We start from the raw sequence: 25617 nt of genomic DNA on the forward strand, positions 1-25617 counted from the left end.
GATGATCGAAACCGAACAGCGGCTCGCTCTTGATCATCGCCAGGAGGAAGTCGTGCGACAGCCTCGCAGTCGTCGGACGCAGGTTTCGAAACCCTCGCCGGACCCGGGCCGGGGTGAGCCGCTCGAGCGGAGCCGGTTTCTCCCACGGGTGCCGCAGGTCCCTCACGAGCGGTCGGGCGAGCCGGAGCTGGGTGTAGGCGGCGGCGATGAGCCATGTCCATCGGTCGGCGGCCTCGGGGCTGCGGAGCCTGGGGGCGGTCCAGCCCAGGGTCTGCTTCATCATCCGGAAAGTGTGCTCGACATCGAACCTTCTCAGGAACGCTTGCCAGCAGCGGTCGACGTCGGCCGCAGTGGCGCCGGTCCTGGACCACCACAGCCACAACGGCTTCGGACCGGCACCCGAGGGCAGATGCTCGACCTGGAGGCGGATGACCGTACCTTCGATGATGGGCAGTTCGGCGGTGTGGTCGATCCAGGCGGCCCGCCGGGTCAGTCGGGGGTGGAGCCGGTCCCATGCCCGGGCCGTCGCCTTCCCGTAGAGACGGGTGCCGGTGACGGTCACCACCTGCGCATCTCCCCAGGATTCCGGCTGTCCGAAGACGAACTCACCACCGTGCTTGGGCGGCCGGCCGCCATCGGGGTGTTCCTGGTGGAAAGCCTCGCGGGAGGGCGCCGGCCGACGCATCACCCGGTCCGAGCGGGTCCGGCCCAGGATCTCGATGGGCAGGTCCGCCAGCAGGTGGGCGAGCCGTGGAGCGTCGTAACCGGCGTCGACCACGATCAGGATGTGCGGGTCGCCCGGTGCCCACTGGCCCGCCGTGATCAGACGCTCCACGACCTCCCGGATCTGGGCGGTGGTGACGGCTGCGACGTCGGCGCCGGGCAGCAGCCGGACGGTGTCCAGGACCGCGGTCCATGAGGTCCGGCCGGTCTCCAGCGCGGCGACGACCGAGTAGGGCCAGCCCGGGATCATCAGGTGCTTGTTCTCGCCGTACCCGTAGGTGTGGCAGAAGCACCGGTCAGGGGCCGTGTCCGCGTCCGGGCGGAGCCAGGGCGAGACGTCGACAGCGAGGACCAGGCGGCCGTCGGCCGCCTTCGGCAGCGGTACTGAGACCAGGGCCCGTCGCAGTCGGCCCACGTCCAGCTGCCCCTGGTTCAGGCCCGCGTACAAAGCGCCGTGTCCACGACGGTGTTCGGCTGCGAGCGCCAGCCCGACCAGGGTCTTCACCGGCCCGTCCGCGCAGAGCACCGCGTCGGTGAGCTCGAACAGGGCGTCCGCACGCGCGGTCAGGCACGCGTACAACTCCGACCGGAAGTGTGACAGGAGCCCGAACGGCTCACCCGGAACATCGTGATGCAGCAGACTCACCTACGGCCTTCGGCTGGATCTGTATCTCTGTGACGGAGCACAGGTTCCAGGCGAAGGCCGCTCTGCTGTCCAGCACTTATCACCATGAGTGATCAAGTTCGAGGAACGATTCGACCAGTGAAGATAAAACGCAAGGTCAGCGCCTGTTTGTAATCCTCGGAAGCGTGGAGAGGTGCTTCCGGCGTCGGTGACGGACCCCGTGGCGGCCCTGGTCGCGCCGGCATGCTGTGGCGCAGGAAAGGCGCGGCCCGCCTACGCGGCTTGGGTGAGTTCGGCGCGGCCGAACAGGAGTGCGTAGCCGGAGGGGAGCTGGCGCAGGATGCGGGTCAGCAGGTCGGGGCCGGCGTATGCCGCGACGGCGGAGAAGACGGATCCGGTGTCCCAGCGGGTGGTGCCCAGGGAGGCGCCGGTGCGGGCGGCGAGGTCCTTGACGAAGGCCCAGCCGCCGAGCGGTTGGGTGTCGGGGATCTGGGCGGTGAGGATGCGCGCGGCTTCGACGGGGAGGCGGGCGGCCAGTTCGACGCGTTCGTCGCCGGTCAGCTGGCGTCCCAGTCCCGAAAGGACGAGGCGGACGGCTTCCTCGGCCTTCTCGTGGGTGGGGTAGGCGCCTGTGTAGCGGACCGTTTCCAGCATCTGCTCGTAGGCCCTGCCGTAGGGCTGCTGGAGCGGCGCGCTCTGGTCGGACATCACTGCGGTGGTTGCCTTTCTGTCACCAGGGTTCGTGGCGGCCGGTGTGCGGCCGCCGGAGGGTGGGTGGTCAGGTGTGCTGGGGGCGCCCGAAGAGGAGGTCGTAGCCGGCTGGGAGCTGGAACAGGATCTCTTCGAGGAGTTCGTCTCCGGCGGCGTCGGCGGCCGTGGACAGGACGGCGCTGACGTCCCAGGCCGCGGTCTGTTCGGTGGCCCCTTCGATCCAGGCCGCGGTCGCCCGCACGAACCGCTCCGGGGACAGCGGCTCGGCGCTCTGCAGCGGATTGAGCAGGATCAGGGCGAAGTCTTCCGGCAGGCGCGCCGCCAGCTGGGCGCGTACCTGGCCGACCAGGTGTGCGCCCAGCAGGGCGAGCACCACGCGGGCCGCGCGCTCGGCCTCCTGCAGGGTGTGGTACTCGCCGCGTTCCTTCACCTGCTCGAGGAACGCTTCGCGTCGCAGAGTCATGGCGACCGCCACCCTTCCTCGGTTCCCCAGGGCGCGGAGGACGGGCGAGGGGGAGATCAGGTACCCGTCCTCCGCACTGTTCAGCCCTTGTCTGTCCGGCTCAGCCGGAGATCTCCTTGCGGCCGGATCCGCCGCCGATGGAGATCTTGCGGGGCTTGGCGCGCTCGGCGATCGGGATGCGCAGGGTGAGTACGCCCGCGTCGTAGTCGGCCTGGATGTGCTCGGTGTCGAGGGTGTCGGCGAGCACGATCTGGCGGGAGAAGACACCCAGGGGCCGTTCCGACAGCTCCATCTGCACGTCGTCGGCCTTCGCCACCGGCCGGCGCTCGGCCTTGACGGTCAGCATGTTCCGCTCGACGTCGATGTCGATCGCGTCCGCGCTGACACCGGGGAGGTCGAAGGCCACCACGTACTCGTCGCCCTCGCGGTAGGCGTCCATCGCCATCGCGGACGGCTTCGACCAGGTGCCCGGGGCCATCAGCTGCTGGGCCAGCCGGTCGAGCTCACGGAAGGGGTCAGTGCGCATCAACATGGAAAACACCTCCAGAGGGTTCGGGCAGTTGCTGCCAATGCGCCTCACTGAAACCGTTGTAACATGTCATCCAATGGATGACAAACATGGTGGTCGTCCAAAGGATGACATCCCTGATGGGAGGTGCCCATGACCCCGGCCGACCAGCCGCCCTCGTCCAGCGCCGAGGCAACGATCCCGGCGTCGTTCCTCGCCGCCGCGGCGGCCCTGCGCGCCATAGACGAAGCCCTGCACGCCGCCCGGAAGGAAGCCCCCGACACCACCGAAGCGCGCGACGCCGGCCCGGAGCAGGCCCTGGCCTCCCTGTTGCTGCTGCGGCAGGTCCGCGAGCAGCTCGCCGGATGGGAGACCGGCCTGATCGAAACCGCCCGCGACGCGGGCGCCAGCTGGGCCGACCTCGCCCACCCCCTCGGCGTCGCCAGCCGCCAGGCCGCCGAACGCCGCTACCTGCGCGGCCGCCCCGGCCCCGCCGGAACCACCGGCGAACAACGCGTGACGGCCACCCGCGAACGCCGCGCCGCCGAACGCACCACCGCCACCTGGGCCCGCCACAACGCCGCCGCCCTACGCCGCCTCGCAGGCCAGATCACCGCACTCACCGACCTCCCCGCAGCGGCCCGCCAACCGCTCAGCCGGCTCCACGCCGCCCTCGCCGAGGACGACCCCGCCGCCCTCATCAACCCCCTGACCGCCACCCGCCCCCACCTGACCACAACCCACCCCGACCTCGCCGCCCAACTCGACACCCTCACACCCCCCTGACCTCACCCGCTGCCCCAGAGGTGCGCAACACATCCCCCGGCCAGCCCCCTGACCAGCGCCCCCCAAACCAGCTCAGAGCATCACGCACCATCTTCACGTTCACGCGCTCCGGAGCGGCGCACGCCCAGCAGGACCGGTAGACGGTGCAGGCGCCGAACGCACCGATCACTGACCGCCTCCAGCCGTCGCGCCGCTCGGACAGCGACCGCGCCACCATGCGCTTGGGCGGGCGCGTCTGGTCGGCCGCCTGGCAGCCCAGCGCGTAGGCGGCCCGCTCCCCCGGCGGGTGCCTCTGCCTCTCTTCCTAGCCGGCCGTGAGGACGGACATCGTGTCCGCGATCTGCTGACGGCGACTCGACTGCCAGCCGATGAGCCGCTGGTCGATCCCGGCGATTGCCATGACCGGGCGCGAACTGCGGCCCTCGCCGGACGTAGTGGAGGCACTGGCCCGGGCACAGGGGTCCGGGCTCGGCACTCGGTCGTGCCGCACGGCCCCCGGCCGGGCTCGGGTAGCGCCGTGGCGTCAGACCGGCCACTGCCGCGCGCACTCCATCGGCGACGATGTCGATGTCTACGACGGGGTGGGGGCGAGTATCCTCCGGCCCCCGCGGCGGGCGGGGACCGTCAGGCGTTGTGGTGATTGCCCGCCCACACGGCGGGGGTCCGCTGGGCCCAGGGAGCGGCCTGTTCCAGTTGTCCGGCGAGACGGAAGAGTGCGTCCTCGCGTCCGTATCCGGCGGCGAACTGGATGCCGATGGGGAGTCCGGTGGCGGGGTCGGTCTCCAGGGGGACGGACATGGCGGGGGTGCCGGCGACATTGAACGCGGCGGTGAAGGGCGAGCGGTGGAAGAGTTGCCTGACCCAGCCGAGACCGTCGGCGCCGTCGGCACCCTCGGCGTACGTACCCAAGAGGACGGGTAGTTCGGGCAGGGTCGGGGTGAGCAGCAGGTCGTAGTCGGTGAAGTACCTGCCGATTGCGCGCGCGACGCTGTTGCGCATCGCGAGTGCGCGGACGAACTCGGCCCCGCTGACCTGCTGTCCGTATGTGTAGCTGGCCAGCATCTCGGGTTCGACGGTGGTGGAGTCGACGGGGCGCTCGAAGGCCGCGGCGAGGCCGTCGATCCACGTCACCAGATTGGTGCTCCAGAGGCGGGCATTGGCCAGGACGAATTCCTCCCAGCTGACGCCGAGGTCGACCTGGACCTCTTCCACCCGGTGTCCCAGGGACTCGGTGAGCCGTGCGGAGCGGAGTGTGGCGTCGACGACGGTGGCGTCGGCGGTCCGACCGCCCCAGGGCTGTGTCAGGAGGCCTATCCTCAGGCTGCCCGGGGAGCGGGTGATCTCCTGCGCATAGGGCCGCTCCGGCCGCTGGGCGGAATAGGGGTCACCGGTCTCGGGGCCATGGACGAGGTCCAGCAGCGCGGCGCTGTCGCGTACCGAGCGGCTGAGGACTCCATGGACGGCGAGCCCGTTGAAGACCTCGTCCGCGTCGGGGCCCATGGAGATCCGGCCGCGGGTCGGTTTCAGCCCGAACAGACCGTTGCCGGCGGCCGGGACACGGATGGAGCCCGCTGCGTCGGTGGCATGCGCGATCGGGACGATGCCCGCGGCCACGGCGGCTCCCGACCCGCCACTGGAGCCGCCGGGGCTACGAGTGGGGTCCCAGGGGTTACGGGTGGCGCCGTACAGGACGCCTTCCGTGGTGGTGCTGTAGGCGAACTCCGGAGTCGCCGTGCGTCCGAGTGTCACCAGCCCGGCGCGGCGGAAGCGCGCCATGAGTGATGAGTCGGCCCCGGCGACGTTTCCTGCGGCGAGGCGGCTGCCCAGTTCCACTCGCTTGCCGGCCATGGCGACGGCGAGGTCCTTGATCAGGAAGGGTACCCCCGCCAGTGGCGTGCTGCCGGGGGCCGGCGTGTCCTGTGCGGGCCAGGTCTCGACGACGGCGTTGATCTGCGGATTCACCGCCTCGGACGCCAGTTGGGCCGTCGCGGCGAGTTCCGCGGCAGTCACCTGGCCGCGGGCGACCAGGTCGGCCAGGCCGACGCCGTCGTAGTTCACGTACTCGGAGAGCTGCATTTTCGTCCATTCAGGAGAAGCGACATCAGTCAGCAAGACCGCTCGGTATCTCACGATACCGAGCGGTATCGCGTGGGACTGAGCGGTACCGTAGCATTGGCGGCAGGCGGTGCAACCCCCCACCGGACCGATGAAGGGCCGTACGGCGAGCATGGACAGAGTCAGCAGGCAGAGCAGGGTGGCCAAGTTGCCGCCCCGGGAACGGATCCTCGACGCGGCGGAGGAACTCTTCTCGCGTGAGGGGATCAAGGCGGTGGGCGTCCAGGCCATCGCCAGCCGGGCCGACACCACCAAGATGGCGCTGTACCGCCATTTCGCGACCAAGGACGCACTGGTCGAGGAATGGCTCCGCATCGTGGCAGCCGACTACACCGCTGTGTTCGACCGGTTGGAGGAGGCACACCCCGACGAGCCCCGGGCACAGATCCTGGGGATCGCCCGGTTCATCGCCGACGGGCTTCCCGAGATCTCCCACCGGGGGTGTCCGTTCATCAACTCCATCGCGGAACTGCCCGACCGCACCCACCCGGCGCGCCGGCTGATCGAAGCCCACAAGGCCAACCAGATGCGCCAGCTCACTGACTTGTGCGCCCGGGCCGGGCTGTCCGATCCGGACGAGGCGGCCACGGAGATCACCTTCGTCCTTGAAGGAGCCCAGGTAAGCACCCAGAACGGAAGCGTCGAACACGCGGGTGAGCGGCTCATGCGGATCGTCGAAGCCGTACTGGACCGCCACTCGGCCCCCAAGGCCGCCCGGTGAACGGTCACGCCACGGAGTGATCCTGGTGTGGTGGAGCGGCCGGACAGCAGTGAGCATCGCCCGGCCCGTCCCCGTGCTGTCCGGCCCTCACGCAGCCACCCGGCCGACGCTCGAACAGCGGCTCCGGCCCGTTGCCTGTCCGGTGATCCAGGCCCGGGAGTCCAGCCACTCGCTCAGCCGGCCCCGCACCTCGGCGAAGTCACGCCGGCCCACGTCGGCCCCGGCCTGCTGAATCTCCCCGACGTACGCACGCGCCGCTCGGCGCCAGGAGGAGATCGGCCAGGCGTGGCAAGCGAGCCGAGGGATCAGTGACGTGCTTGCTTAGGTGACAGGGCGTCACTCACTCGAGGGGTGGCGCTGTGTCCCTGCTGCTCTACGGCGCCTTCCGACTGCATGCTCGGCTCCATGATTTCGTTCCACCGCTACCGGATCACGGCTCCGAACGCCTTGCCGCCCGCCGGGATGCCGTCCTTGCCCGGCTGGTACACCGTCACCGGCTGGTCGGGGCCCGGGCCGGGGCCGGCGTAGGAGGTGACGTTCTGCCACGGCACCGCGTAGGCCGCGCCCTGCGCGTTCGGGCCGGTCGGCATGCCCACGTAGATGTGGGTCGGGGAGACTGCGACGGCCTGGCCGATGCGCTGGTTGGCGCCCGGCGTGCCCGGAAGGCCGTTGTGCCCGGCGTACAGGACGTCGTTGTGCGGGCCGGGAGCCCCGAGGAGGGTCATGGTCTGCACCGCTCCCGCAGCGGTCACGGGGCCCTGGGACTCGCCGGGGACGCCCACGACGAGCTGGAGCGTCTGCCAGGTGGGGGCGGTCTTCGGTGAGAGGTTGATCGCCTGGAGCGTCTCGCCGAACCGGTCGCCCGTCTCGATGCCCCCGATGACGTCCGGCTGGTCCTGGTGGATCACCTGGGACTGCGTCCAGCCACCAGAGGCGGGGATCTTGAAGGTGGTGACGCTGCCGGCGTTCTTCACGTCCGTCCCGGCCGCGTTGGTGATCGACTCACCCGGGGCGCCCGCGGCGAGGATCGAGTCGCCGTTCGGGCCGTTCTCCACCAGGGCGACGGAGGTGCCGAGGGCGTCGCCGGTCTCGGAGCCTCCGGAGACCTTGTCGCTGTTCTGGTTGATGTTCGCCCGCTCGGTCGGTTTGCGATCCGCGTTGAGCTGGTGCGACAGCACCCACACACAACCGGCGTCGCCGGCCCCGTCGATGTCCTCGCCCGGTCCGCCGATGGCGATGTTGTTCGCGTCGGCGGCAACGGACCAGCCGACCCTGTCCCCGGCCTCCAGGCCGCCCGACAGGCCGGCCTCCTGTGTCAGGTTCACGCTCGTGCCGCCGCGCACGTAGAAGACGTTGCCCGCGTCCTCCTTGGCGCCGATCGACTCGCCCGGGTCACCGATCACGATGAACGGTTCCCCGCCCCGGGTCTTCCCGGCCGCCACGGACCAGCCGAGCATGTCGCCCTTCTCGTTGCCCGACGCCTTCAGCGCGCCGTTGCCCTGGCCCTGCACGAAGTCCTCGGAGACGCGGCCCTTGCCCAGACCGCCCGCGGAGCCGTAGACGACGGACACCATGCCGGCGTCCGCGACCGGCCCGGCGTCCTCGAACGGTACGCCGACGACGAGGTCGGTGTAGCCGTCCTGGTTGTAGTCCACGGTGGCCAGCGACTGGCCGAAGCGGTCCCCTGCCTCCGCCTCGCCCGGGACGAAGGACAGGCTCTGGTCGAGCTGGACGTTGCCCTTGCCGCCGCCGTAGACGACGCGTACGGCGCCGGCCTCGGCGTTGCCGCCGACCGTCGCCTTGGGGTCGCTGATGGCGATGTCCTCGATGCCGTCCCCGTTGAAGTCGGCGACCGGGGCGGCCTTGACGGTGGAGTCCGCCCAGGCGGCGAGGTCGTCGGTGCGGGCGGTGACGCCCTTGGTGGATGTCTGCGCCGTGTCGATGCCGAAGCATCCGCCCTGGTCGGAGCGGGAGGCCACCGACACGATCTGGGCGATGTCCCCGGAGGTGCGGAAGAGGGGCGCGCCGGCATCACCGGCGCAGATCGCGGCGTTGTCGCCTGTGACGTCCAGGTCGGTGCTGCCGAGGGCGGTCGCGGTGAAGGTCCCGTTGTGCGCCTTGACGGGGGCCCACTCGTCCTTCGTCCGGCCGTAGCCGGTCAGCGTCAGCTTCTCCCCGGTCTGTGCGGGGGCGTCGGCGATCCGGGCGGTGCGGACGTTGGCGACCGGGGCGGACAGTCTGGCCAGCACCACGTCCCGGTCCTCTCGCGGGACGAGGTGGACCACGGTGCGCTCCGCCCCGTCGGTCGTGGTCAGGTCGGTGCGACCGACGACGGCCTTGGTGGCGAGCTTCGGCGCCCCGGCGGGGATCCTGACCGACTCGGCGGGATTGTCGGCGAAACAGGAGGCGGCGGTGATCAGCCACTCCGGGGCGACCAGGGCGGCGCTGCATGCCTTGGCGCCGTTGCCGATGTCGAGGCGGGCGGTGAAGCCGCGCGCGTTGTCCGTCTCGGCGGGGCCGGTGACGGCGTGGGCGGGCACGGCGGGGGCGCCGATCGCGGCGGCGGTGACCAGAGCCGCGAATGCGGTGCGCCACTTGGGGGTTGCACGCATGATGTGTGGTCTCCGGTTACTTTCTCGTACGGATCTCGAGGAGGACGAAGTCGCGGCTCTGCGGGTCGGCGGACTCGCCGACCGACGTCCAGTTGCCCTTGCCGACCTCGATCTCCTGATGAGTGCTGTCCGCCGCGGTCAGACTGACACCTGCTGCGTGATCGGCCGCGCCCTTGACCGCGAACACCGAGGGAATCTCCACCGCGAGGTAGCCCGAGGTGCCGGTGGTACGGAAGCAGATCTTCTCGCTCTTCCGCGACCACACCTCCATCAGTCCGGTCGCGGAGGAACAGCCGGCGAGGGTGATGTGGCCGTCACCCCGCTTGAGGGTGATGCCCTTCTCCGCCTTGATCTTGTCGGCGCCCGGGTAGGCGAAGTCCTCGACCACGTACCCGGGCCGGCCGTCGGCCACCGTCACCGGGCCGGGGGATGCACTGTCGGAGTCGGAGGAGAAATCGGCAGCGGCGAGGAGAGCGGCAGCACACGCTGCGGCAGCCGCACCGGTGGCGATGATCCGCCGTGCGAGCGTCATACACGATCCCTTACGTCAAAGGTGAGTTGAACCGTGTCGTACGACCTCCGGCCGAAGCGGACGACGCCCTGGTACGCAAGGGGCGGCTCGGCAACGGAGATGCCGAATTCAAACACGCGCCCCCTTCCCGCACCACCCCGTTAGCGGGTTATTGATCGGCAAAGCACCACACATGCGGCTTGTGGCCCTTCTCCTTGCTTCACATCTCCTTGCTTCACACCGGACCGAGAGGTGGTCACCGGGCCGATCCCGTGCATAGGGTCACGACGCGCATCCGTCGCACCTCTCCCAACTTCCGTACCGCTCCGGGAAGATGCCCACGGCTGACACACACCCCTGCCCGGCGGTGCGCCTCAGCGCGTACGCCGCCGCCGCTCACCGACCCCGAAGGACCGCTTTGCACACCATTTTTTGGAGCAGACGGCGCGTTCTCGGCGCCCTCGCGGCCACCACGGTTGTCGCCGCCACCTCCAGCCTCGTCCTCAACCCCTTGGCCGCCCGGGCCGACACCCCGCCGGCCGGCGGCGACGACGGCGACCCGTTCGACCTGCCCGGCACCGACCGGGCGAAGGCCGTCAAGGCGTGGCTGCTGGGCGGCAAGGCCGTCCGCGCCGCCGCGGAGACGGCGCTCTTCGGCACCGACGCCGACATCCAGACCTTCCTGGCCACCGAGCTCCCCCGGGCCACGGCGGAGGACAACCGCGTCGCCCTCGTCACCTCCCTCGCCGGAGGCGGCAAGGGCACCCGGCGCGAGGCCTCCGCCGCGCTCGAGGGCGGCGACGCCGCCATCGCCGACTTCCTCCAGGGCGGTTTCACGGCCGCCGTCATGGAAGACCTGCGCGTGGCGACCACGACCGTGATGGCCACCGGCGCCAAGGCCGTACGCCGCGAAGGCGGTGCCGCCCTGGACGCCGGCACCCGGGCCGCCCTGGAGACCTTCCTCGCCCAAGGCCAGCACACCGCCCGCCTGGAGGACATGCGCGTCGAGGCGTCCAGGCTCATGGTCGAGGCGGGCCCCGAGGTGAGGAAGTACGCCTCCCGGGCCCTGTCCGGAACCGCAGGCGACGTCGAATGGTTCCTCGACACCGGCCAGTACATCGCCCGCGCCCGCGACCAGGAAGCCGCCACGATCGAGGAACTCGTCGCGGTCGTCGAACGCGAAGGCAAGAAGGCCGATGCCAAGACGAAGCAGGCCGAGGAAGCCGCCGCCCGCGCCGTCGAAGCCGCCGAGAAGGCCAAGCAAGCGGCACAGAAGGCAGCGGCCGAGGCCCAGGCCGCCCAAGACGACGTGATCAAGTCCGGCAGGGCCGCCCGCAAGGCCGCCGAGGCCGCGAAAGGCGCAGCCGACTCGGCCCGCGTCGCCATCCGCGCCTCCCACGCCACCGTTCAGGCGGCCCGCCGCGCCGCCTACGCCGCCACCGCCGCGAGCCAGGCCGCAGCCACCGCCGGATCCGCCGCCGCCCGGGCGTACAGCGCCGCCATCGCCGCCTCCAAGGACGCCTCCAAAGCAGGCGCCGCCAAGGACGCCGCCGTCGCCGCCCGCAATGCGGCGGCCCGGGCCCGCAGCGCGGCCACGGCCGCCGACTACGCCGCCAACGCCTCGGCCCAGGCCGCGAACGCGGGATCCGCCGCCGCCTCGGCGGCCCGCAACGCCGCTGCAGCCGCGGGCGCCTCCGCAGTGGCCGCTGCCGCCGCGGGCAAGGCGCAGGCCGAGGCAGCGGAGGCCAGGCGGCAGGCGCAGATCGCCGGCGCCAACGCCGCCATCGCCACCAACGCCGCCGGTACGGCCCAGGCCCTCGCGAACACGGCAGCGGCCGCCGCCCGCACCGCCCGCGACGCCGCCAACAGCGCGGCCGCCCACGCGGAGAAGTCCGCCGAGGCCGCCGAGTGGGCCGCCAAGTACGCGGGCCAGGCGGTCGAGTACGCGAAGAAGTCCACCGAGTTCGCCAACGAGGCCACCAAGGCCGCGAACACCGCCACCGACGCCGTCGGCCAGGCGATCGAGGTGGAGAAGAAGGCGCGCGAGGCCGAGTGGCAGCGTCTGGACGAGGACATGAAGCAGGCGATCGAGGAGGCCCGCCGACTCGCACAGATCGAGGAGCAGGAGAGAGCGGACCTCGCCGCGAAGCGCACCCAGTCCGAGCAGACCGGGCAGTCCGTCAAGGACCTCGTCGCCCGGGCCGAATCGGCGCTCAAGGCCGGCGACACGGGCCTCGCCGCCACCCTCGGGCGCAAGGCGGCCGTCGCCCTGATGGACTCCCGCGGCACCTGGTCACGCGAGGCGGCGCGGTTCGCCCTGTCGGGCGCGGACGCCGACGTCCACGCCTGGATCGACGCCGACCGGCACATAGCGCAGAAGCAGGACGACCGGGAGACCGTGCTCTTCCTCGCCCAGACCTGCGCCCCGGACCTCGCCGATGCCGCGGCCAAGGCGCTGGAGAGCAGCGACCCGGAAGCCGCCACGGCGTTCCTCGGCCCCGGCGCCGTCGAAGCCGCCGCGATGGACAACCGTGTCGCGGTCTCCCGCGTCCTGGCCGGCAACCCCGGCAACGCGGTGAAGAAGGCGGCGAACGACGCGCTGAACGCGGGCACCGCCGAAGCCCTGTACGCATTCCTCGCCGTCACCTACGAAGCGGCGCAGCGGGAGGACGACGCGGTGGCCACCGCCGCCGTCATCGGCAAGGCGGGTCCGTACACCAAGGCTCACGCCCAGGCAGCCCTGGAGGGCCCGGCCTGGATGCGGCGCAACTTCCTCACCTCGGTGCGGTACAGGACCGCCCAGCTCGACCACGACTCCGCCACTCACATCGCCGCCGTGCAGGGCGCGATCGCCGCTGCCGTGAAGATCGCCCACAAGGCGCAGGAGGACGCCGCCCGTGCGCAGGAGGCGGCGGCGAAGGCCCGCAACGCCGCCAAGGAGGCGCTGGAGTGGGCGGACAAGGCGAGGAAGTCGGCCGAGCAGGCCGCCGTCTACGCGAAGCAGGCGGATGCGAACGCGGACGCCGCCGAGCGGTCGGCCAAGGAGGCACAGGCCTCGGCGAACAAGGCGAAGGAGGCGGCCGCCACCGCTCGCACGGCGGCGCGCTCGGCGAACTACTCCGCCAACCGCGCCATGGCCGCCGCCGTCCGCGCAGTGGACTCGGCCAACGCGGCCCAGTCCTCGGCCGCTTCGGCCCGCGCGTCCGCCGTCCAGGCGGGCAAGGACGCGAGGACTGCGGCGGCGGCTGCGAGCCAGGCCCACCGGATCGCCCTGGAGAAGCGGAAAGCCGAGATCGAGGAGGCGGCCAGGAAGGCCGCCGAGGAAGCGCGCAGGGCCAGGGAGTCCGGGAGGAATCCGGCCGACACGCCCGAGAACGACAAGGTCGAGAACCCCCTTCCCCAGTGGAAGATCGAGGCGAGGCGGCTGGCGGACGCCGCCAACGCACTCAGCATCGTCGCCGGATTCGCGAGCGCGTTCACCGGCCTCGTCGGCCTGGGGGCCGGCTTCGTGTTCCCGCCTGCTGTTCCGGTCATAGAAGCTCTGGCGCTCGGATTCGGGCAGGCCTCCGTCCTGTTCAGCGGGGTCAACGTCCTGTTCACCGGGTTGGGCTACGGCTGGACGAGCACCAAGTTCAAGGAGTCGCTCGGCAGTTTCGCCCTGGGTGTGCTCACCTTCGGGCAGTCCCAGTGGATCGGCTACCTCGGCGGAGGCAAGGTCGTCACGAAACTCTCGCAGTTCGGGCACGACCTCGTATCCCCGATCACCGGCCTGCTGGGACTCTGACACTCCGATCTGACACTCCAAGCGGACATCACGTATCGCGCAGAACCACGTCAAGGTCCGGCGGCGCACCCGCCGCCGGACCGCGTGCGCTGCCGGAAGGACGCCGCCGTGCTCGCGCAGCTTCCCCTCGCCCACCTGCTGCTCATGGCAGCTGCCGCCACTCTCGTCCTCTGCCTCGCGATCGACAGGTGGACGAAGTCCCACAAGCTTGCCGTGGTGGTCCTCGTCGCCTCCGTCGGATGCTGCCTCGGCATGATCGGGGCGGGAGGCCTCCAGGCCCAGCACTGGAATGCCCGTCAGATGCTGGTCATGTACTCCTTCACCTGGGCCGGTTTCACGATCGGCCTGCTTCCCTCCAGGAGGCTGTTCCTCACGTACGGGGAGGAATGGCGCCGAGGCGTGAAGAGGGACAAGTACGAGTACCCGGCACGATGCCGGTGGGCCGTGTACGTCTCGGTCATCGCCATGGGCCTCCTGGCGTTCTTCCTCGCGACATGACCGTCCTCAGCCTCCCGGCACGGCCCGTCGGCGCTCGTGAAGCGCGGTTCAAGGGCGGCGGCACAGGGCCGTGTCCACGACACCCTCCACGCGCTCCATCGTTGTCTTGTCGGTCGGCTGGACGGTCACCGCCACGTTGGCGGCACGGCCGTCGTCGGTGGCGCCGCCCCTGGTCTCGTATCCCGTGGTGCTACCACCGTGGCCCCAGTAGACACCGTCGCACGACAGCGGCTTGCTCACGATGCCCAGTCCGTAGCGGGCACCGGAGCCGAAGTATTCGGCGGGGACGGTGGTGCGCATCTGGGCGAGCTGGGCCGCCGGGAGGAGGCGGCCGCCCAGGAGCGCGGTGAAGAAACGGTTGAGGTCGGAGTCGGTGGAGATCATCTGACCTGCCGCCCAGCCCCAGGAGGGGTCCAGCTCCGTGCCGTCGCGCAGAGGCGCGCCTGCCGAATCCTGGTAATAGCCCTTGGGGTGGGGTTCTCGGATGGTCACGTCTCCGGGGGCGGGGAAGTAGGTGTGGCGCAGCCCGATGGGCTTGATGATGCGCTGATCCATCTCCTCGGCGAGAGGCCGGCCGGTGACCTTCTGGATGATCAGACCGGCCAGCACGTAGTTCGTGTTGCTGTACTCCCATTTCTTCCCGGGAGCGAAGTCGGCCTTGTGCTGGAGAGCGATGCCGAGGAGGTCGAGGGGGTCGTAGTGCCGGACGTCCTCGCCGAGGTGCTTGACGTAGTTGGGAAGTCCGCTGGTGTGCTGCAGGAGCTGCCGGACGGTGATGTGGCGTCCGTCGATCCCCTCTCCGCGGACGAGGCCCGGCAGATAGGTGTCGACGGGGGCGTCGAGGCTGACCTTCCCTTCACCGACCAGTTGCAGCACGACCACCGCGGTGAACGTCTTGGTGTTGCTGCCGATCCGCACCTGACCGTCCCTGGGCACCTTCGAGCCGGTGGCCAGGTCGCCGACCCCCGCGGTGTAGGTACGGGTGCGGCCCTCACGGTCTTGGACGCTCGCCAGCGCGGCGGGCAGGCCATCGGCGTTCACCAGCGCGTTCAGGCCTTGCTGGACGGCGTCCGGCCTGGCGGCGGCAGCAGACGCCGTGGGCGGCGCCAGGGTACCCATCGCCATGACACCGACGGCCACGGCGATCGCGCCCGGCACGGCTCTGCGCCGACCACCACCCGGCCGCCGCCCGGAAGAACGAAACCTCTGCCACGCCTGCTCACGCACGAGCCAACTCCTACGGGGTCATCGGGAAACCGGCGGTATGTACCGGTGCCCAGCATTTCCGGAGGCGCCCACCCGGGACGATCCTGCTATCCGCCCGGCTTCAGGTAGGGCTATCCCCCGTACGCGACCTTTCCCGTTCAGTTCGTGAGCCTGGGCCGACAGGAACTCCTGGACCGTGCCACCGCGCATGGAGTACGCGCCGACCCCGCTCGGCCGGCTGCCTTGGCTGCCTTGGCTCAGCTGCCGGTCAGGCCGAGCGCGAGATTCTTCTCCGCCAAGGCTTCGATGCGTGCCGAGCGCACGGTCTGTGAATCCTTGGGAGGTTCGACTGCGACCGGCTCGCCGTAGGCGAGGAACCGGACGTCAACCGGCACAGACGCGACCTTGGGCGTGTCCATCACGAGCTTGCGCGGATAAGGCTTTCCGTCGGCCTGGACGTAGGTGGTCACCGAGTTGCCCTGGTCGCCCTGCCTCAGCGGAATGAGGCGCTCACCCTGCTCGGTGACCTCGGCGTCACGATACGCACCTCGGTGAGGTCCGGTCATCTGGTCGGCGAGTTTGCGCATGTCAGTCAGGGCGCAGCGTTCGGCCATGTTCTTCCGGATTTTGCTGTCGTGGCTCAGCTCCAGCCACTTGCCACGCAGTTCCTTGTTCGCCTGGGCACCATCGGCGCCGGCGCTGCCCATATCGAGATAGGCGTCACTCCACCGCATCCACGCACGACCGCCGCGTTCGACATCGAACCGGAAGGCCTCGTTCTCGGCGACGACGTGGCAGTTGTTCTGGCGATCCGATGAAACCTCGACGCGAACCTCTGAGCCCTCCGTCATCTGGTACGAGACCCGTACTGACGGCGCGTCCTTGAACAACTGAAGCGACTGCGACAGCAACTTACCGTTTGCGCGCTCGTCATCCTTGCCCTTGCCCTTGCCGTCGCCACTCGCGCCGCTTTCGCAAGCAGTCAGTGTCAGCGCCGCGCACGCCACACCCAGTAACGCAGCTCTTCCCGCCTTGCTTCTCACTACAACCCCACCCTTGAACCAAGATATGTGGTCATAACTGTAGATCAGGGCCCGCGGCAGGCAGGGCGCGGCGGTGTACGGTACAGCCGGACCATGAAGGAGGTGGGCGTTCGACGGCGCGCCCCGGCAGGCGCCGATCGGTGCGTGAACCGGGCGAGATGCCCGACGGATGGCGGATGAAGCCGGGGGCGGCGACCGTGAGGATGGACGGCATGAACATCAACATGGACATGGATCCTGAACTCGAAGCATTCATCCCGTTCTTCCCCAAGGCCGACCTGAACGACCCGGTCGCCGCGCGCAAGGGCCTCGCCGGACTGGCCGCCGCGGTGCCGGCGCCGGACACCACAGGAATGGAGATCGAGGACCGTACGGTGCCCGCCGATCCGAACGTGGCGGTGCGCATCTATCGCCCTCACCAGGCGCAGGGCGGCGCCATCATCTGGCTGCACGGCGGCGGATGGGTCATGGGTGACCTGGACACCGAGCACCCGTGGGCCGCCCGGATCGCAGAGAGCTCCGGCGCGGTGCTGATCTCCGTGGACTACCGCCTGGCGCCCGAGCACCCGTTCCCGGCCGCCTTGGACGACGCCTACGCCGTGCTGACCTGGTCCTACGAGCACGCGGCCGAGCTCGGCATCGATCCGGAGCGGATCGCGGTCGGAGGTCACAGTGCCGGCGCGGGGCTCGCGGCCGCGGTTGCCTTGCGGGCGCGTGACCGGCAAGGCCCGCCGATCCGCTTCCAGCTGCTCAACCAGCCCGGGCTCGACGACCGGCAGGAGACGTGGTCGGCGCTGCACTTCACCGATACGCCCTGGATGAATCGCGACAAAGTCACCGCAGCGTGGCGGCACTACCTCGGCTCTTCCGCGCCCGCCTCGCCGTACGCCGCCCCGGCACGGGCCGACGACCTGTCCGGCCTGCCGCCCGCCTACATCGCCACCGCCGAGTTCTGTCCGAACCGCGACGAAGACATCGCCTACGCGCTACGCCTGCTGCAGTCGGGCGTGTCGGTCGAACTGCACCAGTGGGCCGGCACATTCCACGGCTCGCAGGCGATCCTGTCCGCCGAAATATCACAGCGGCAGCACGCCGAACTCGGCGCAGTCCTCCACCGCGCCCTGACCGGGTGAGGAGGCAGCGGCCGACCTGTCCGACAGGCGCGCCGGTCCGACAGGCCCGCCAGTCCGACGGCCTCCATACCCCGACCCACCACACAAGAGATCACCGCAGGAAGGATCTCCCGGCATGACTGTCACCCCGATCGATCTCTTCGCCTCCTTCATCCACCTCGACCGAAGCGGCCGGGCGCGCGCCGAGCAGCCGGCGTTCGATACCGAGCGGGACGGCTGGCAGCTGATGGCCTTCCACGTGGAGACCGGCGCCGACCTCCACGCCGACTACTGGGAAGTCCACCCGGAGGCTGACGAAGTCGTCGCCTGCCTCACCGGTGCGATACGCCTCTACCTTCGTCCGGAACAGCCCGGAGGCCCGGCAGGCAAGGAGGAAGAGGAGCGGGAGCAGGAGCGGGAGGAGGAGATCAAGCTGGTGGGCGGGACCGCGGTCATCGTGCCGCGCGGGCGATGGCACCGCATGGAACTGGACGCCCCCGGCGACATCCTGTCCCTCACCCTGCCGCGTGGCAGCCGCCTGGAGAAGCGCACCGAAGCCTAGGCGAGGGCGAGGCGCCGGACCGGCTTCGGGGCCCCGGCGCCGGAGCACAGGACTTCGCACTCGACTCGATGAGCGCGGATCCGGGACTGATCCGCATCGTGCGGTCCGACGAGGGGTGGCGCGTAGGGTCCCTCCTCGTACCCTGAGCTTCAGCTGCTGTGATCACGGTGGTGTGATCATGGCAGCCCAAGGCTTCGCACGAGAAAAGGCGTAAAGGTGACCGACCAGGCCAGGACGGCTATCCAGGTGACGTACGGCGAGCAGTGGGACTTCGCCACCCTGAAGGTCGTCGGGGCCCTGACCCGCAGCCAGGCCGAAGAGCGGGATGCCGCCGGGCTGCCGTACGTCGTGGTATTCGGCACGGCGGGACGGACGACACCGGTCGAAGTACAGCTGACCTCCTGGGCCGACCACTACCTGGGCGCGTGGGCATACGACGAACACGGCCGCCGGATATGCGAATTCGACCTGCGTCTGCTCGATGACACGCGCCTTCTGATACGGCATGCCGAGAACTGGGAATACGATGCTCCGGACATGCCCGAATTCGCCGCACACTGCCGACGGACGACGGTGGACCTCTACCCCGACGGCCGGGCCCAGCGCATGGTCAGTCCCTTCGGATCCGATGGCACCACGGTCACCCGATCCGGCATCGGGGACGAGCAGCGTTGGCTGGACAGACCTGCCTTCGGTCAGTGGGTCATGTTCAGCGCGGCCGGACAGGGCCTGGCCGGGCGGCTGCTGACCTACGAGGACGCGCAGCCGGCAACCGGAAACTCGCCGCAGACGGCAGTGGATGCGTGGCGTCCGCCCCGCACGAGGCCACCGCTCTGGCTGGACGCTCTGTTCCGGCCAGGCACACGCCTGTCCACGGCTCTGGAGCCCCTGGAGCTCCTGACCGTCCTGGAACCCCGTCCGGTCGGAACCGTTCGCGTCCCCAGCGGACGTATCGTCGTCGACTGCCCCGTCACCGGCGGCGGCCGCGAACTGACCGTGAGCATTCCCAGTGGGGAATACCTCGTGGACACCGCCCGGACCGGTTATACGTACGAGTTCATGGGCAAGCAGGTCGAAGCGGAGGACATGACAGCCGTACGGCTCCGCGTGAGCGACGAACCCGCCGTCCGGTGGGAGATGGGGCTCGGCGCCGGGGAAGACGTCAGGCTGCTGCGGGACGGGCACGCTTATGGGTTCAGCACGGACACCGCGACAGGCGGTTTCGCCGACGCTGTTGCCTGGCCGGTCCTTGCCGGGCTCTTCCGCCAGGCGTTGCAGACGAACGCCACCGGACCCGCCGAGCAGCTCAGCGACGGATTCCTGCGCACGACCGACGAATCCCTGAACGCCGATCTGATGGCATTCCCGACGGGCGGAGACGGAACGTACGCCGTGTGGGTGGGACGAGGGCGCTCCGGCGAGGTCACGGCCATCGTCGTGCAGGCCGGCTACCTCCACGACGTCCAAGTGCTCTGAGCGCCATCACCATCGGTCCACGGTCGCGCGTCCGGGTACGTTGTTGGTCCGAGCGGACCGAGCAGTCCGAGCAGGCGTAAGGGCAGGTTGCCGCTCTGCATCCCCGCGTCCCTGCACCGATCAGCCGCAGTACCTCGAAGGAGTTTCACGAACCGTGATATCCAAGCGCGCCCGGCGGACAGCCACTGAGCTGCTGGGAGAGTCCCCGGCAGCCGTGGGCTGGTGCAAGCTCGGCCCCATCCCCAAGCCGCCGAAGGACGTCTACGCGGCGGCCGGCCGACCCCGACTGCGACCAGGCTGGATTCGCCCCCTCGGCATTCTGGGATATATCGCGGCGGCACCCTTCCTGCTGTTCGCCCTCGGTTACGCCGCCTTGGAGGCGACCGCGGAAGCCGTCCTCGGGCCCCTGCTGCGCACGAAGAAGGAGCGCCAGGCGCTCAGGGACAAGAAGGCGTGTGAGCAACGACGCCGACGTGATACCGGGTTGCCCGAGAAGCCGCCCACGGACGTATTCGACGGTGACTGGCAGGCCGAAGCCGGTCAGCTTCTCCTGCGGTGGTACGGCCAGTCCTCGCACCCGTCCCGGCTCGTCATCCTGGGCCAGGACCGCATGGTGCTGGCCGGTCCTCCCCGCCGTGTGACGCTCGGGCAGGACAAGAAGGCGCAGATCCTTGACATTCTCAAGGCCGACCGGGCAGTTGCCGAAACCCCGGAGCGCGCCAGCTCCGATACCGACCGGTTCCGGATTCGCTTCCACGACGGCTCATGGATCATGCTCACTGCGACTGATTCCGTGAGCGATATCCATGCACACCTGACCGCGACCCGCATGCTTCCGGAATTCGATGCCTTCGGCCGACTCCAGAAAGACTTGCGTCGCTAGCAAGTCGCGATCGCGGGCGCCGGGGGAACTCGACGGTTCGACGCCCACCGCCCATGCACTCGATCTACGTCTACGAGGCCACAGCACCAACCTCGACACTAGCCTCGACCGTGGATCATCGACAACAGCAGTCCATGAGTCTCGGCATCCGCGGCCGCTACGAGCCCACGGCCCGCCTGCCCGATCGGAGCACCGTCGATTCCGGTGACGACGCAACCGGCGGCCTGACACAAGGCGATGCCGGCGGCGAAGTGCACACTCCCGGCCAGGTCACCGCCATCGGTGACGTATCCGGCGCGCTTACCGGCCGCGACCCAGGCCAGCGCCAGCGTCGTGGACACAACCCGCGACCGGAACCGTTCGACGAACCCGGGGTGAGCGAGCAAGTCCACAGCTCGGAATCCAGGCGCGCTCGGAAAGGGCGGATCCAGGTTCACGTCCACGAGCCGGGAGGCGGCCGTGGGCGCCAGCCGCGTGTCGTTCCCGTCGCGCCGGGCCCAAGCGGTCTCGCTGTCGGTGAAGAAGACCTCGCCGCTGAACGGATCGGCCACCGCGGCCGGACCGTTGCGCAGCCCCGGGCGGCCGGTCGGCATGCCTCACGTCAGCTTCGTCACGCCGCGGGAGTCGAGCCAGACGTAGGCCTTGGTGCCGTTCGGGACGCTCACGGTCACTCCGGTCGACTGTCGGACGACCACGCTGAACGCACCGGTACACGTGTTGTCGATCCACTTGCCGTACGCGTCGGCATCCGTCGCTTGAGGAAGCGTCAGATGGCGATTGGCCGTCAGCGCGCCGGTCGTCACGATGACGCCGCACTGGTGGACGCTCACGGCGGGCCTCTGGGCGGCGTCCCCCATCGCCTGGGTCCCGGTCCCTCCGTTGTTGAGGGAGCTCGTGATGCCGTCCTCGGTTCTCGCCCTGAGGGCTCTGCCGGCCCCGCCCACCCACAGCCAGGCGGCGTTGGCCGGGGGCCTTCGGGCACTGTCTGGTCGGCCAGGGTGAGGTAACCCTTCTCGGAGTCGACTCTGCCGAACGTCTGGAACGTCGCATGGTGGAGGGACAGCATCGCGAGCCCGGCAAGGACCATGAGTACGCGTACTCATGCAGCGCGGACGTCTGCGGATCGGTGGCCGACGGGTTCCGAGGCGCTGACTCGCCGACTCCTACGCCTGTCGGGGCCCTAGCGTGTGGCGAGCCGCTCCAGCAGGGCGGCGCTCCGTGCCAGCAGCGCCCGCTCCTCATCCGTCAGTTCGGCCTCGATGGCCTGCGCGAGCCAGCCGGCCCTGCGGCCGCGCTCCGCTTCGAGCGCGGCCCGGCCCGCGTCCGACAGCTCGACCAGCGACTTGCGGCCGTCCGTGGGGTGGGCCCGGCGCGTGATCAGGTTCTGTTCCATGAGCAGCCCCACCGCCCGGGCCATCGACTGGGGGCGTACGCGCTGATCGGCGGCGAGGTCGCTGGTGGTCATGGCGCCGTTGCGGTCGAGTGCACCGAGCACGGCGGCCTGGCCCAGCGGGATGCGGTCCTCGTCTTTGACGCGTCGGGTGAGCTTGCCCATCGCGGTGCGCAGTTCGACGGCGATGGCGGCGGCTTCCGAGGTGGGCATAGGGCACTTTACCCCGTTGGTCAGCAAAGCTGCGCAGCTGACCTGTACAGCATTACTGCACAGCATCACTGCACAGCAATGCTGTACAGCAAAACTGAGCAGCATTGCTGTAGAGTTTGGCGTTGTCGGGCTCAGCGCCAGCGTTGTCGCAGCCGGGGCCGCGACACACGACAACGGGAAGGACCTCCCATGTCCGCAAAGGCAGTCGGAACCGTCGACGCCGCCATCGAGACCGTCACCGCCCGCCGCATCATCGACAGCCGGGGCAACCCCACGGTCGAGGTCGACGTCGTCCTGGCGGACGGGTCCCTGGGGCGCGCGGCCGTCCCCTCCGGCGCCTCCACCGGCGCCCGGGAGGCCGTGGAACTGCGCGACGGAGACTCCGCGCGCTGGCACGGCAAGGGCGTCGACCGCGCGGTGGCCCACGTCAACGGGGAGATCGCGGCGTCCGTGCGCGGCCGGGACGCGGCGGACCAGGCGGGCCTCGACGCCGCGCTGGTCGCCCTCGACGGCACCGTCACGAAGTCCCGGCTCGGCGCCAACGCGATCCTCGGCGTCTCCCTCGCCACCGCCAAGGCCTCCGCGGCGGCCCACCGCCGGCCTCTCTACCGCTACCTCGGCGGCGCCGACGCCCGCCTCCTGCCGCTGCCGATGATGAACATCGTCAACGGCGGCGCCCACGCCGACAATCCGCTGGATTTCCAGGAGTTCATGATCGCGCCCGTGGGCGCGGACACCTTCGCCGAAGCCGTCCGCATGGGCAGCGAGGTCTTCCACACCCTGCGCCGCGATCTGCTGGCCGCCGGGCACTCCACGGGCGTCGGCGACGAGGGCGGCTTCGCGCCGGCGCTGCGCACCGCCGAGGAGGCGCTCGACTTCGTGATGACCGCCATCGAGCGCACCGGCTACCGCCCCGGCACGGACATCGGCCTGGTCATGGACCCGGCGTCGTCGGAGTTCTTCCGCGACGGGGTGTACGACTACGCGGGCGAGGGGGTGCGCCGCACCCCCTCCGAGCACGCCGACTACCTGGCCGGGCTCATCGACACCTACCCGGTCGTCTCCATCGAGGACCCGATGGCGGAGAACGACCTGGACGGCTGGCGCGAGCTGACCGCCCGCGTCGGCGACCGCTGTCAGCTCACCGGCGACGACGTGTTCTGCACCAACGAGACGCTGCTGCGCGAGGGCATCCGCACCGGCGTCGGCAACTCGGTCCTGGTCAAGGTCAATCAGATCGGGACCCTCACCGAGGCGCTGGCCGCGATGGCCACGGCCCACCAGGCGGGCTGGACGGCTGTCATGTCACACCGCTCGGGCGAGACGGAGGACACCACCATCGCGGATCTGGCGGTGGCGACCGGCTGCGGTCAGATCAAGACCGGCTCGCTCTCCCGCTCCGATCGCACGGCGAAGTACAACCAACTGATCCGGATCGAAGAGGAGTTGGGTGACTCGGCGCGGTTCGCGGGCCGCTCCGCGCTGCGTCGGGCATGAACAGCAGGCAGGGGTAGAGACCGCGCGGGCCGGGGAGACACCTCTTCCTGGGCTGTTCACAGCGCCGGACCCCGCACCGCCCCGCCGATGACCGAAGTCACGGTCTTGTGGACGGCTTCGGCCTTCGGTGGTGCAGCCTTCCGGTCCGCGAACAGGAGGTGCCCGGCCCCGATCAGCGTGGGGGCGAGCGTGTCGATGTCCGTATCGGGCGCGACGCGGCCCAAGTCGCGCTCGGCGGTCAGGTACGAGGCGAGCATGGCCGTGGCTTCCGTCAGGACCGGCAGGCCGGGTGGCCTGGTCTGACGCAGTCGGGCGCGGAGGTCGTCGCGGAAGGTGACGAGGGCGACGATCGCCACGGCGACCGAGCCGAACAGGTCCGTCAGCGCGCCGGTGAGGTTGCCGGCGACGGTGCCGGTCCCGGCGGCGGTACGCAGGGCGGCGGACTGGTCGGCGATCCGGGCGATGCGGTCCAGCACGAGGTCGGCGAGAAAGGCGTCGAAGTCGGCGAAGTGCCGGTGCAGGACGCCCTTGGCGCAGCCCGCCTCCGTCGTGACGGCCCGGCTGGTCAGGGCGTTCGGGCCGTCCCGGAGCAGGATGCGTTCGGCGGCGTCGAACAGCTGCTCTCGCGCATCGCGCATGGCCACACCTGTCGGCATACCGTCGCCCCTCTTTCTCTTTTCCCTTGCCTGTCCTGCTCGTTGACGAGTGGGCATGCGCCCATTCATAGTGGGCGCATGCCCACTTTACCTCCGGAGGGCTCCCGGCCTTCCGCGCACGAACCTCATCAGTATCGCCAGGCAGCGGAGTCGTTCGGTTCGGACGCCGAACGCTACGACCGGGCCCGGCCCCGCTATCCCGAGGCCATGGTGGAGCGGATCGCTGCCGCCGGCCCCGGCCGTCATGCCCCCGAGGTCCCTGGCGTCCTCGACATCCCCGACGTCCCCGACATCCTTGACGTCGGCTGCGGTACCGGCATCGCCGCCCGCCAGTTCCAGTCAGTCGGCTGCCGAGTGTTCGGGGTCGAGCCCGACCCGCGGATGGCCGACCTGGCGCGCCGACTGGGGCTCGAGGTCGACGTAGCGACGTTCGAATCCTGGGACCCGGCCGGCCGGGAATTCGACGCGGTCGTCGCCGGCCAGGCCTGGCACTGGATCGACCCGGTCGCCGGAGCGGCCAAGGCCGCGCAGGCACTGCGGCCCGGCGGCCGGCTGGCAGCCTTCTGGAACGTGCCCCAACTTCCGCCCGAGGTGGCAGAAGCCACCGCCGCGGTCTACCGGCGGGTGATGCCCGACTCGCCGTTCAACCTCCAGGCGATGACGAAACCCGCCCTGGATGGGTACCAGGCCTTGTGCACCAAAGCCGACGACGGAATCCGTAAGGTCGGCGCGTTCAGCGAACCCGAGCAGTGGCGATTCGACTGGGAGTGCTCCTACACGCGGGACGCGTGGCTGGACCAGTTGCCGACCCAGGGTCCCTTCACCCGGCTCCCCGCGGACAAACTGGCCGAGGTGCTGGAGAGCGTCGGAGCCGCTATCGACGCGCTGGGCGGCAGCTTCACGATGCCGTACGCAACGGTGGCGGTCACTGCGATACGAGAATGAGCACGAACGCGAACGCGAACGCGAACACGGACGCGAAGACGAACACGGCGGCCGCGGTCACGGACGCGAGCCCGAGCCGTAGCCGCGGATGGCGGACCTCCAGGCGGCTCGATCCGTAATCCCAGGCCCCGACGAGCCTGCCTACGTGCCGGCGTACGAGCCTCCGGCCCTGGTTGAGTTCGGGCACTTCTCCGCGCTGACACTCGGCTGGTTCGAAGGAAACGTTCTCAAGGAGGGCGGCGAAGGGCTGCGGTGGCGGCGCTAGGACCCCTGCGCGCACGAGTCGCTGATGCCGGAAGACGTGTGGTTCGCCGCCCTGCCCGACAGCCAAGCGGCCTGTACGGCAGCACGCGCTGCGCTCTTCGGCCGGCGGCCCAGTGGGCGGCGTTGCCGAAGACGGGGGCGGCGTGGTTCCGCGCGGACATGAGGAGACCTTGCCGCCCCGCAGTTGGCCTTCGGCGGTGCCGTCACCCGCGACGGTCAGCGGCACACGGGCGTATCCGTAGAGCCGGCCAACCGACGGCTCACCGCCGTCGGCTGTCATGGGCCGGATCCAGGGGCTGGTGCTGACGGGTGA

Annotated in this window: 23 protein-coding genes and 2 pseudogenes; 10 read left to right on the forward strand and 15 right to left on the reverse strand. The window is 70.2% G+C overall.

What is annotated here, in order from left to right:
• The 4 genes from IE241_RS30230 to IE241_RS30245 all read right to left on the reverse strand — a co-directional run.
• Positions 1-1369: NF041680 family putative transposase (locus IE241_RS30230; RefSeq protein WP_229900054.1), on the reverse strand; the 1369-nt coding region annotated here is incomplete at its 3' end.
• Positions 1370-1621: 252 nt separating this feature from the next.
• Entirely contained in the window at positions 1622-2056 is a 435-nt protein-coding gene (locus tag IE241_RS30235; protein ID WP_373300805.1) for a DUF2267 domain-containing protein, read from the reverse strand.
• A 70-nt stretch (positions 2057-2126) separates the two neighbouring features.
• The gene (locus IE241_RS30240; RefSeq protein WP_190025048.1) at positions 2127-2522 is read right to left on the reverse strand and encodes a DUF2267 domain-containing protein; all 396 of its coding nucleotides are present in this window, start codon (positions 2520-2522) and stop codon (positions 2127-2129) included.
• A 100-nt stretch (positions 2523-2622) separates the two neighbouring features.
• Positions 2623-3054 carry an Hsp20/alpha crystallin family protein gene (locus tag IE241_RS30245; protein ID WP_190025049.1) on the reverse strand — a complete coding sequence of 144 codons (432 nt, stop codon included), beginning with the start codon at positions 3052-3054 and terminating at the stop codon, positions 2623-2625.
• Positions 3055-3183: 129 nt separating this feature from the next.
• Between IE241_RS30245 and IE241_RS30250 the strand changes: the two genes are divergently transcribed.
• Positions 3184-3816: a type III effector protein gene (locus IE241_RS30250; protein WP_190025050.1), complete on the forward strand. Its 633-nt coding sequence runs from the start codon at positions 3184-3186 to the stop codon at positions 3814-3816.
• A gap of 133 nt (positions 3817-3949) precedes the next feature.
• Here the strand turns inward: IE241_RS30250 and IE241_RS30255 are convergent.
• Both IE241_RS30255 and IE241_RS30260 read right to left on the reverse strand, forming a co-directional pair.
• Positions 3950-4225 (reverse strand): annotated as a pseudogene (locus IE241_RS30255) (relaxase domain-containing protein); the annotation flags it as partial.
• Positions 4226-4440: 215 nt separating this feature from the next.
• The gene (locus tag IE241_RS30260; protein WP_190025051.1) at positions 4441-5892 is read right to left on the reverse strand and encodes an amidase; all 1452 of its coding nucleotides are present in this window, start codon (positions 5890-5892) and stop codon (positions 4441-4443) included.
• Between the two features lie 151 nt (positions 5893-6043).
• On the opposite strand from IE241_RS30260, the gene IE241_RS30265 reads away from it, so the two are divergent.
• On the forward strand, positions 6044-6652 hold the full coding sequence (locus IE241_RS30265) for a TetR/AcrR family transcriptional regulator (RefSeq protein ID WP_190025052.1): 609 nt from the start codon (positions 6044-6046) through the stop codon (positions 6650-6652).
• Between the two features lie 422 nt (positions 6653-7074).
• On the opposite strand, the gene IE241_RS30270 is transcribed toward IE241_RS30265, so the two are convergent.
• Positions 7075-9264 (reverse strand): trypsin-like serine protease, encoded by a 2190-nt coding sequence (locus IE241_RS30270; RefSeq protein WP_190025053.1) that lies wholly within the window; start codon positions 9262-9264, stop codon positions 7075-7077.
• 16 nt (positions 9265-9280) lie between these two features.
• Positions 9281-9796, reverse strand: coding sequence for a hypothetical protein (locus IE241_RS30275; protein WP_190025054.1), 516 nt, complete (start codon positions 9794-9796; stop codon positions 9281-9283).
• Positions 9797-10193: 397 nt separating this feature from the next.
• On the opposite strand from IE241_RS30275, the gene IE241_RS30280 reads away from it, so the two are divergent.
• Together IE241_RS30280 and IE241_RS30285 are read left to right on the forward strand one after the other, a co-directional pair.
• The gene (locus IE241_RS30280) at positions 10194-13559 is read left to right on the forward strand and encodes an ALF repeat-containing protein (RefSeq protein ID WP_190025055.1); all 3366 of its coding nucleotides are present in this window, start codon (positions 10194-10196) and stop codon (positions 13557-13559) included.
• A 108-nt stretch (positions 13560-13667) separates the two neighbouring features.
• Positions 13668-14057 carry a hypothetical protein gene (locus IE241_RS30285; RefSeq protein WP_190025056.1) on the forward strand — a complete coding sequence of 130 codons (390 nt, stop codon included), beginning with the start codon at positions 13668-13670 and terminating at the stop codon, positions 14055-14057.
• A gap of 48 nt (positions 14058-14105) precedes the next feature.
• On the opposite strand, the gene IE241_RS30290 is transcribed toward IE241_RS30285, so the two are convergent.
• Together IE241_RS30290 and IE241_RS30295 are read right to left on the reverse strand one after the other, a co-directional pair.
• The gene (locus IE241_RS30290; RefSeq protein WP_308433764.1) at positions 14106-15182 is read right to left on the reverse strand and encodes a serine hydrolase domain-containing protein; all 1077 of its coding nucleotides are present in this window, start codon (positions 15180-15182) and stop codon (positions 14106-14108) included.
• Between the two features lie 338 nt (positions 15183-15520).
• Positions 15521-16306 carry a hypothetical protein gene (locus tag IE241_RS30295; protein ID WP_190025057.1) on the reverse strand — a complete coding sequence of 262 codons (786 nt, stop codon included), beginning with the start codon at positions 16304-16306 and terminating at the stop codon, positions 15521-15523.
• Positions 16307-16536: 230 nt separating this feature from the next.
• On the opposite strand from IE241_RS30295, the gene IE241_RS30300 reads away from it, so the two are divergent.
• The 4 genes from IE241_RS30300 to IE241_RS30315 all read left to right on the forward strand — a co-directional run bounded on the left by IE241_RS30300 (position 16537) and on the right by IE241_RS30315 (position 20339).
• A complete protein-coding gene (locus tag IE241_RS30300) occupies positions 16537-17439 on the forward strand; it encodes an alpha/beta hydrolase (RefSeq protein ID WP_190025148.1) in 903 nt (300 codons plus the stop codon).
• A 115-nt stretch (positions 17440-17554) separates the two neighbouring features.
• Positions 17555-17980: a cupin gene (locus tag IE241_RS30305; protein ID WP_190025058.1), complete on the forward strand. Its 426-nt coding sequence runs from the start codon at positions 17555-17557 to the stop codon at positions 17978-17980.
• 216 nt (positions 17981-18196) lie between these two features.
• Positions 18197-19456 carry a DUF4241 domain-containing protein gene (locus tag IE241_RS30310; RefSeq protein ID WP_190025059.1) on the forward strand — a complete coding sequence of 420 codons (1260 nt, stop codon included), beginning with the start codon at positions 18197-18199 and terminating at the stop codon, positions 19454-19456.
• Between the two features lie 154 nt (positions 19457-19610).
• Entirely contained in the window at positions 19611-20339 is a 729-nt protein-coding gene (locus IE241_RS30315; RefSeq protein ID WP_190025060.1) for a hypothetical protein, read from the forward strand.
• Between the two features lie 98 nt (positions 20340-20437).
• On the opposite strand, the pseudogene IE241_RS30320 reads toward IE241_RS30315, so the two are convergent.
• The 3 genes and pseudogenes from IE241_RS30320 to IE241_RS30330 form a co-directional block, all read right to left on the reverse strand.
• A pseudogene (locus IE241_RS30320) lies at positions 20438-20911 on the reverse strand (inositol monophosphatase family protein); the annotation flags it as partial.
• A gap of 24 nt (positions 20912-20935) precedes the next feature.
• Positions 20936-21169, reverse strand: coding sequence for a hypothetical protein (locus IE241_RS30325; protein WP_190025061.1), 234 nt, complete (start codon positions 21167-21169; stop codon positions 20936-20938).
• A gap of 350 nt (positions 21170-21519) precedes the next feature.
• The gene (locus IE241_RS30330) at positions 21520-21942 is read right to left on the reverse strand and encodes a MarR family winged helix-turn-helix transcriptional regulator (protein ID WP_190025062.1); all 423 of its coding nucleotides are present in this window, start codon (positions 21940-21942) and stop codon (positions 21520-21522) included.
• A 189-nt stretch (positions 21943-22131) separates the two neighbouring features.
• On the opposite strand from IE241_RS30330, the gene eno reads away from it, so the two are divergent.
• Entirely contained in the window at positions 22132-23439 is a 1308-nt protein-coding gene (eno, locus tag IE241_RS30335; RefSeq protein WP_190025063.1) for a phosphopyruvate hydratase, read from the forward strand.
• Positions 23440-23495: 56 nt separating this feature from the next.
• Here eno and IE241_RS30340 read toward each other — a convergent pair whose 3' ends face one another.
• On the reverse strand, positions 23496-24095 hold the full coding sequence (locus IE241_RS30340; RefSeq protein ID WP_190025064.1) for a TetR/AcrR family transcriptional regulator: 600 nt from the start codon (positions 24093-24095) through the stop codon (positions 23496-23498).
• A 78-nt stretch (positions 24096-24173) separates the two neighbouring features.
• On the opposite strand from IE241_RS30340, the gene IE241_RS30345 reads away from it, so the two are divergent.
• Complete coding sequence (locus IE241_RS30345; RefSeq protein ID WP_190025065.1) at positions 24174-25040, forward strand: class I SAM-dependent methyltransferase; 867 nt, start codon at positions 24174-24176, stop codon at positions 25038-25040.
• Here IE241_RS30345 and IE241_RS35110 read toward each other — a convergent pair.
• Positions 25021-25584 carry a hypothetical protein gene (locus tag IE241_RS35110; RefSeq protein ID WP_444545157.1) on the reverse strand — a complete coding sequence of 188 codons (564 nt, stop codon included), beginning with the start codon at positions 25582-25584 and terminating at the stop codon, positions 25021-25023. The two genes, IE241_RS30345 and IE241_RS35110, sit on opposite strands and share 20 nt — an antisense overlap.
• Between the last annotated feature and the right edge of the window lie 33 nt (positions 25585-25617).

It is taken from the genome of Streptomyces hiroshimensis, assembly GCF_014650335.1.
GTDB lineage: Bacteria > Actinomycetota > Actinomycetes > Streptomycetales > Streptomycetaceae > Streptomyces > Streptomyces hiroshimensis.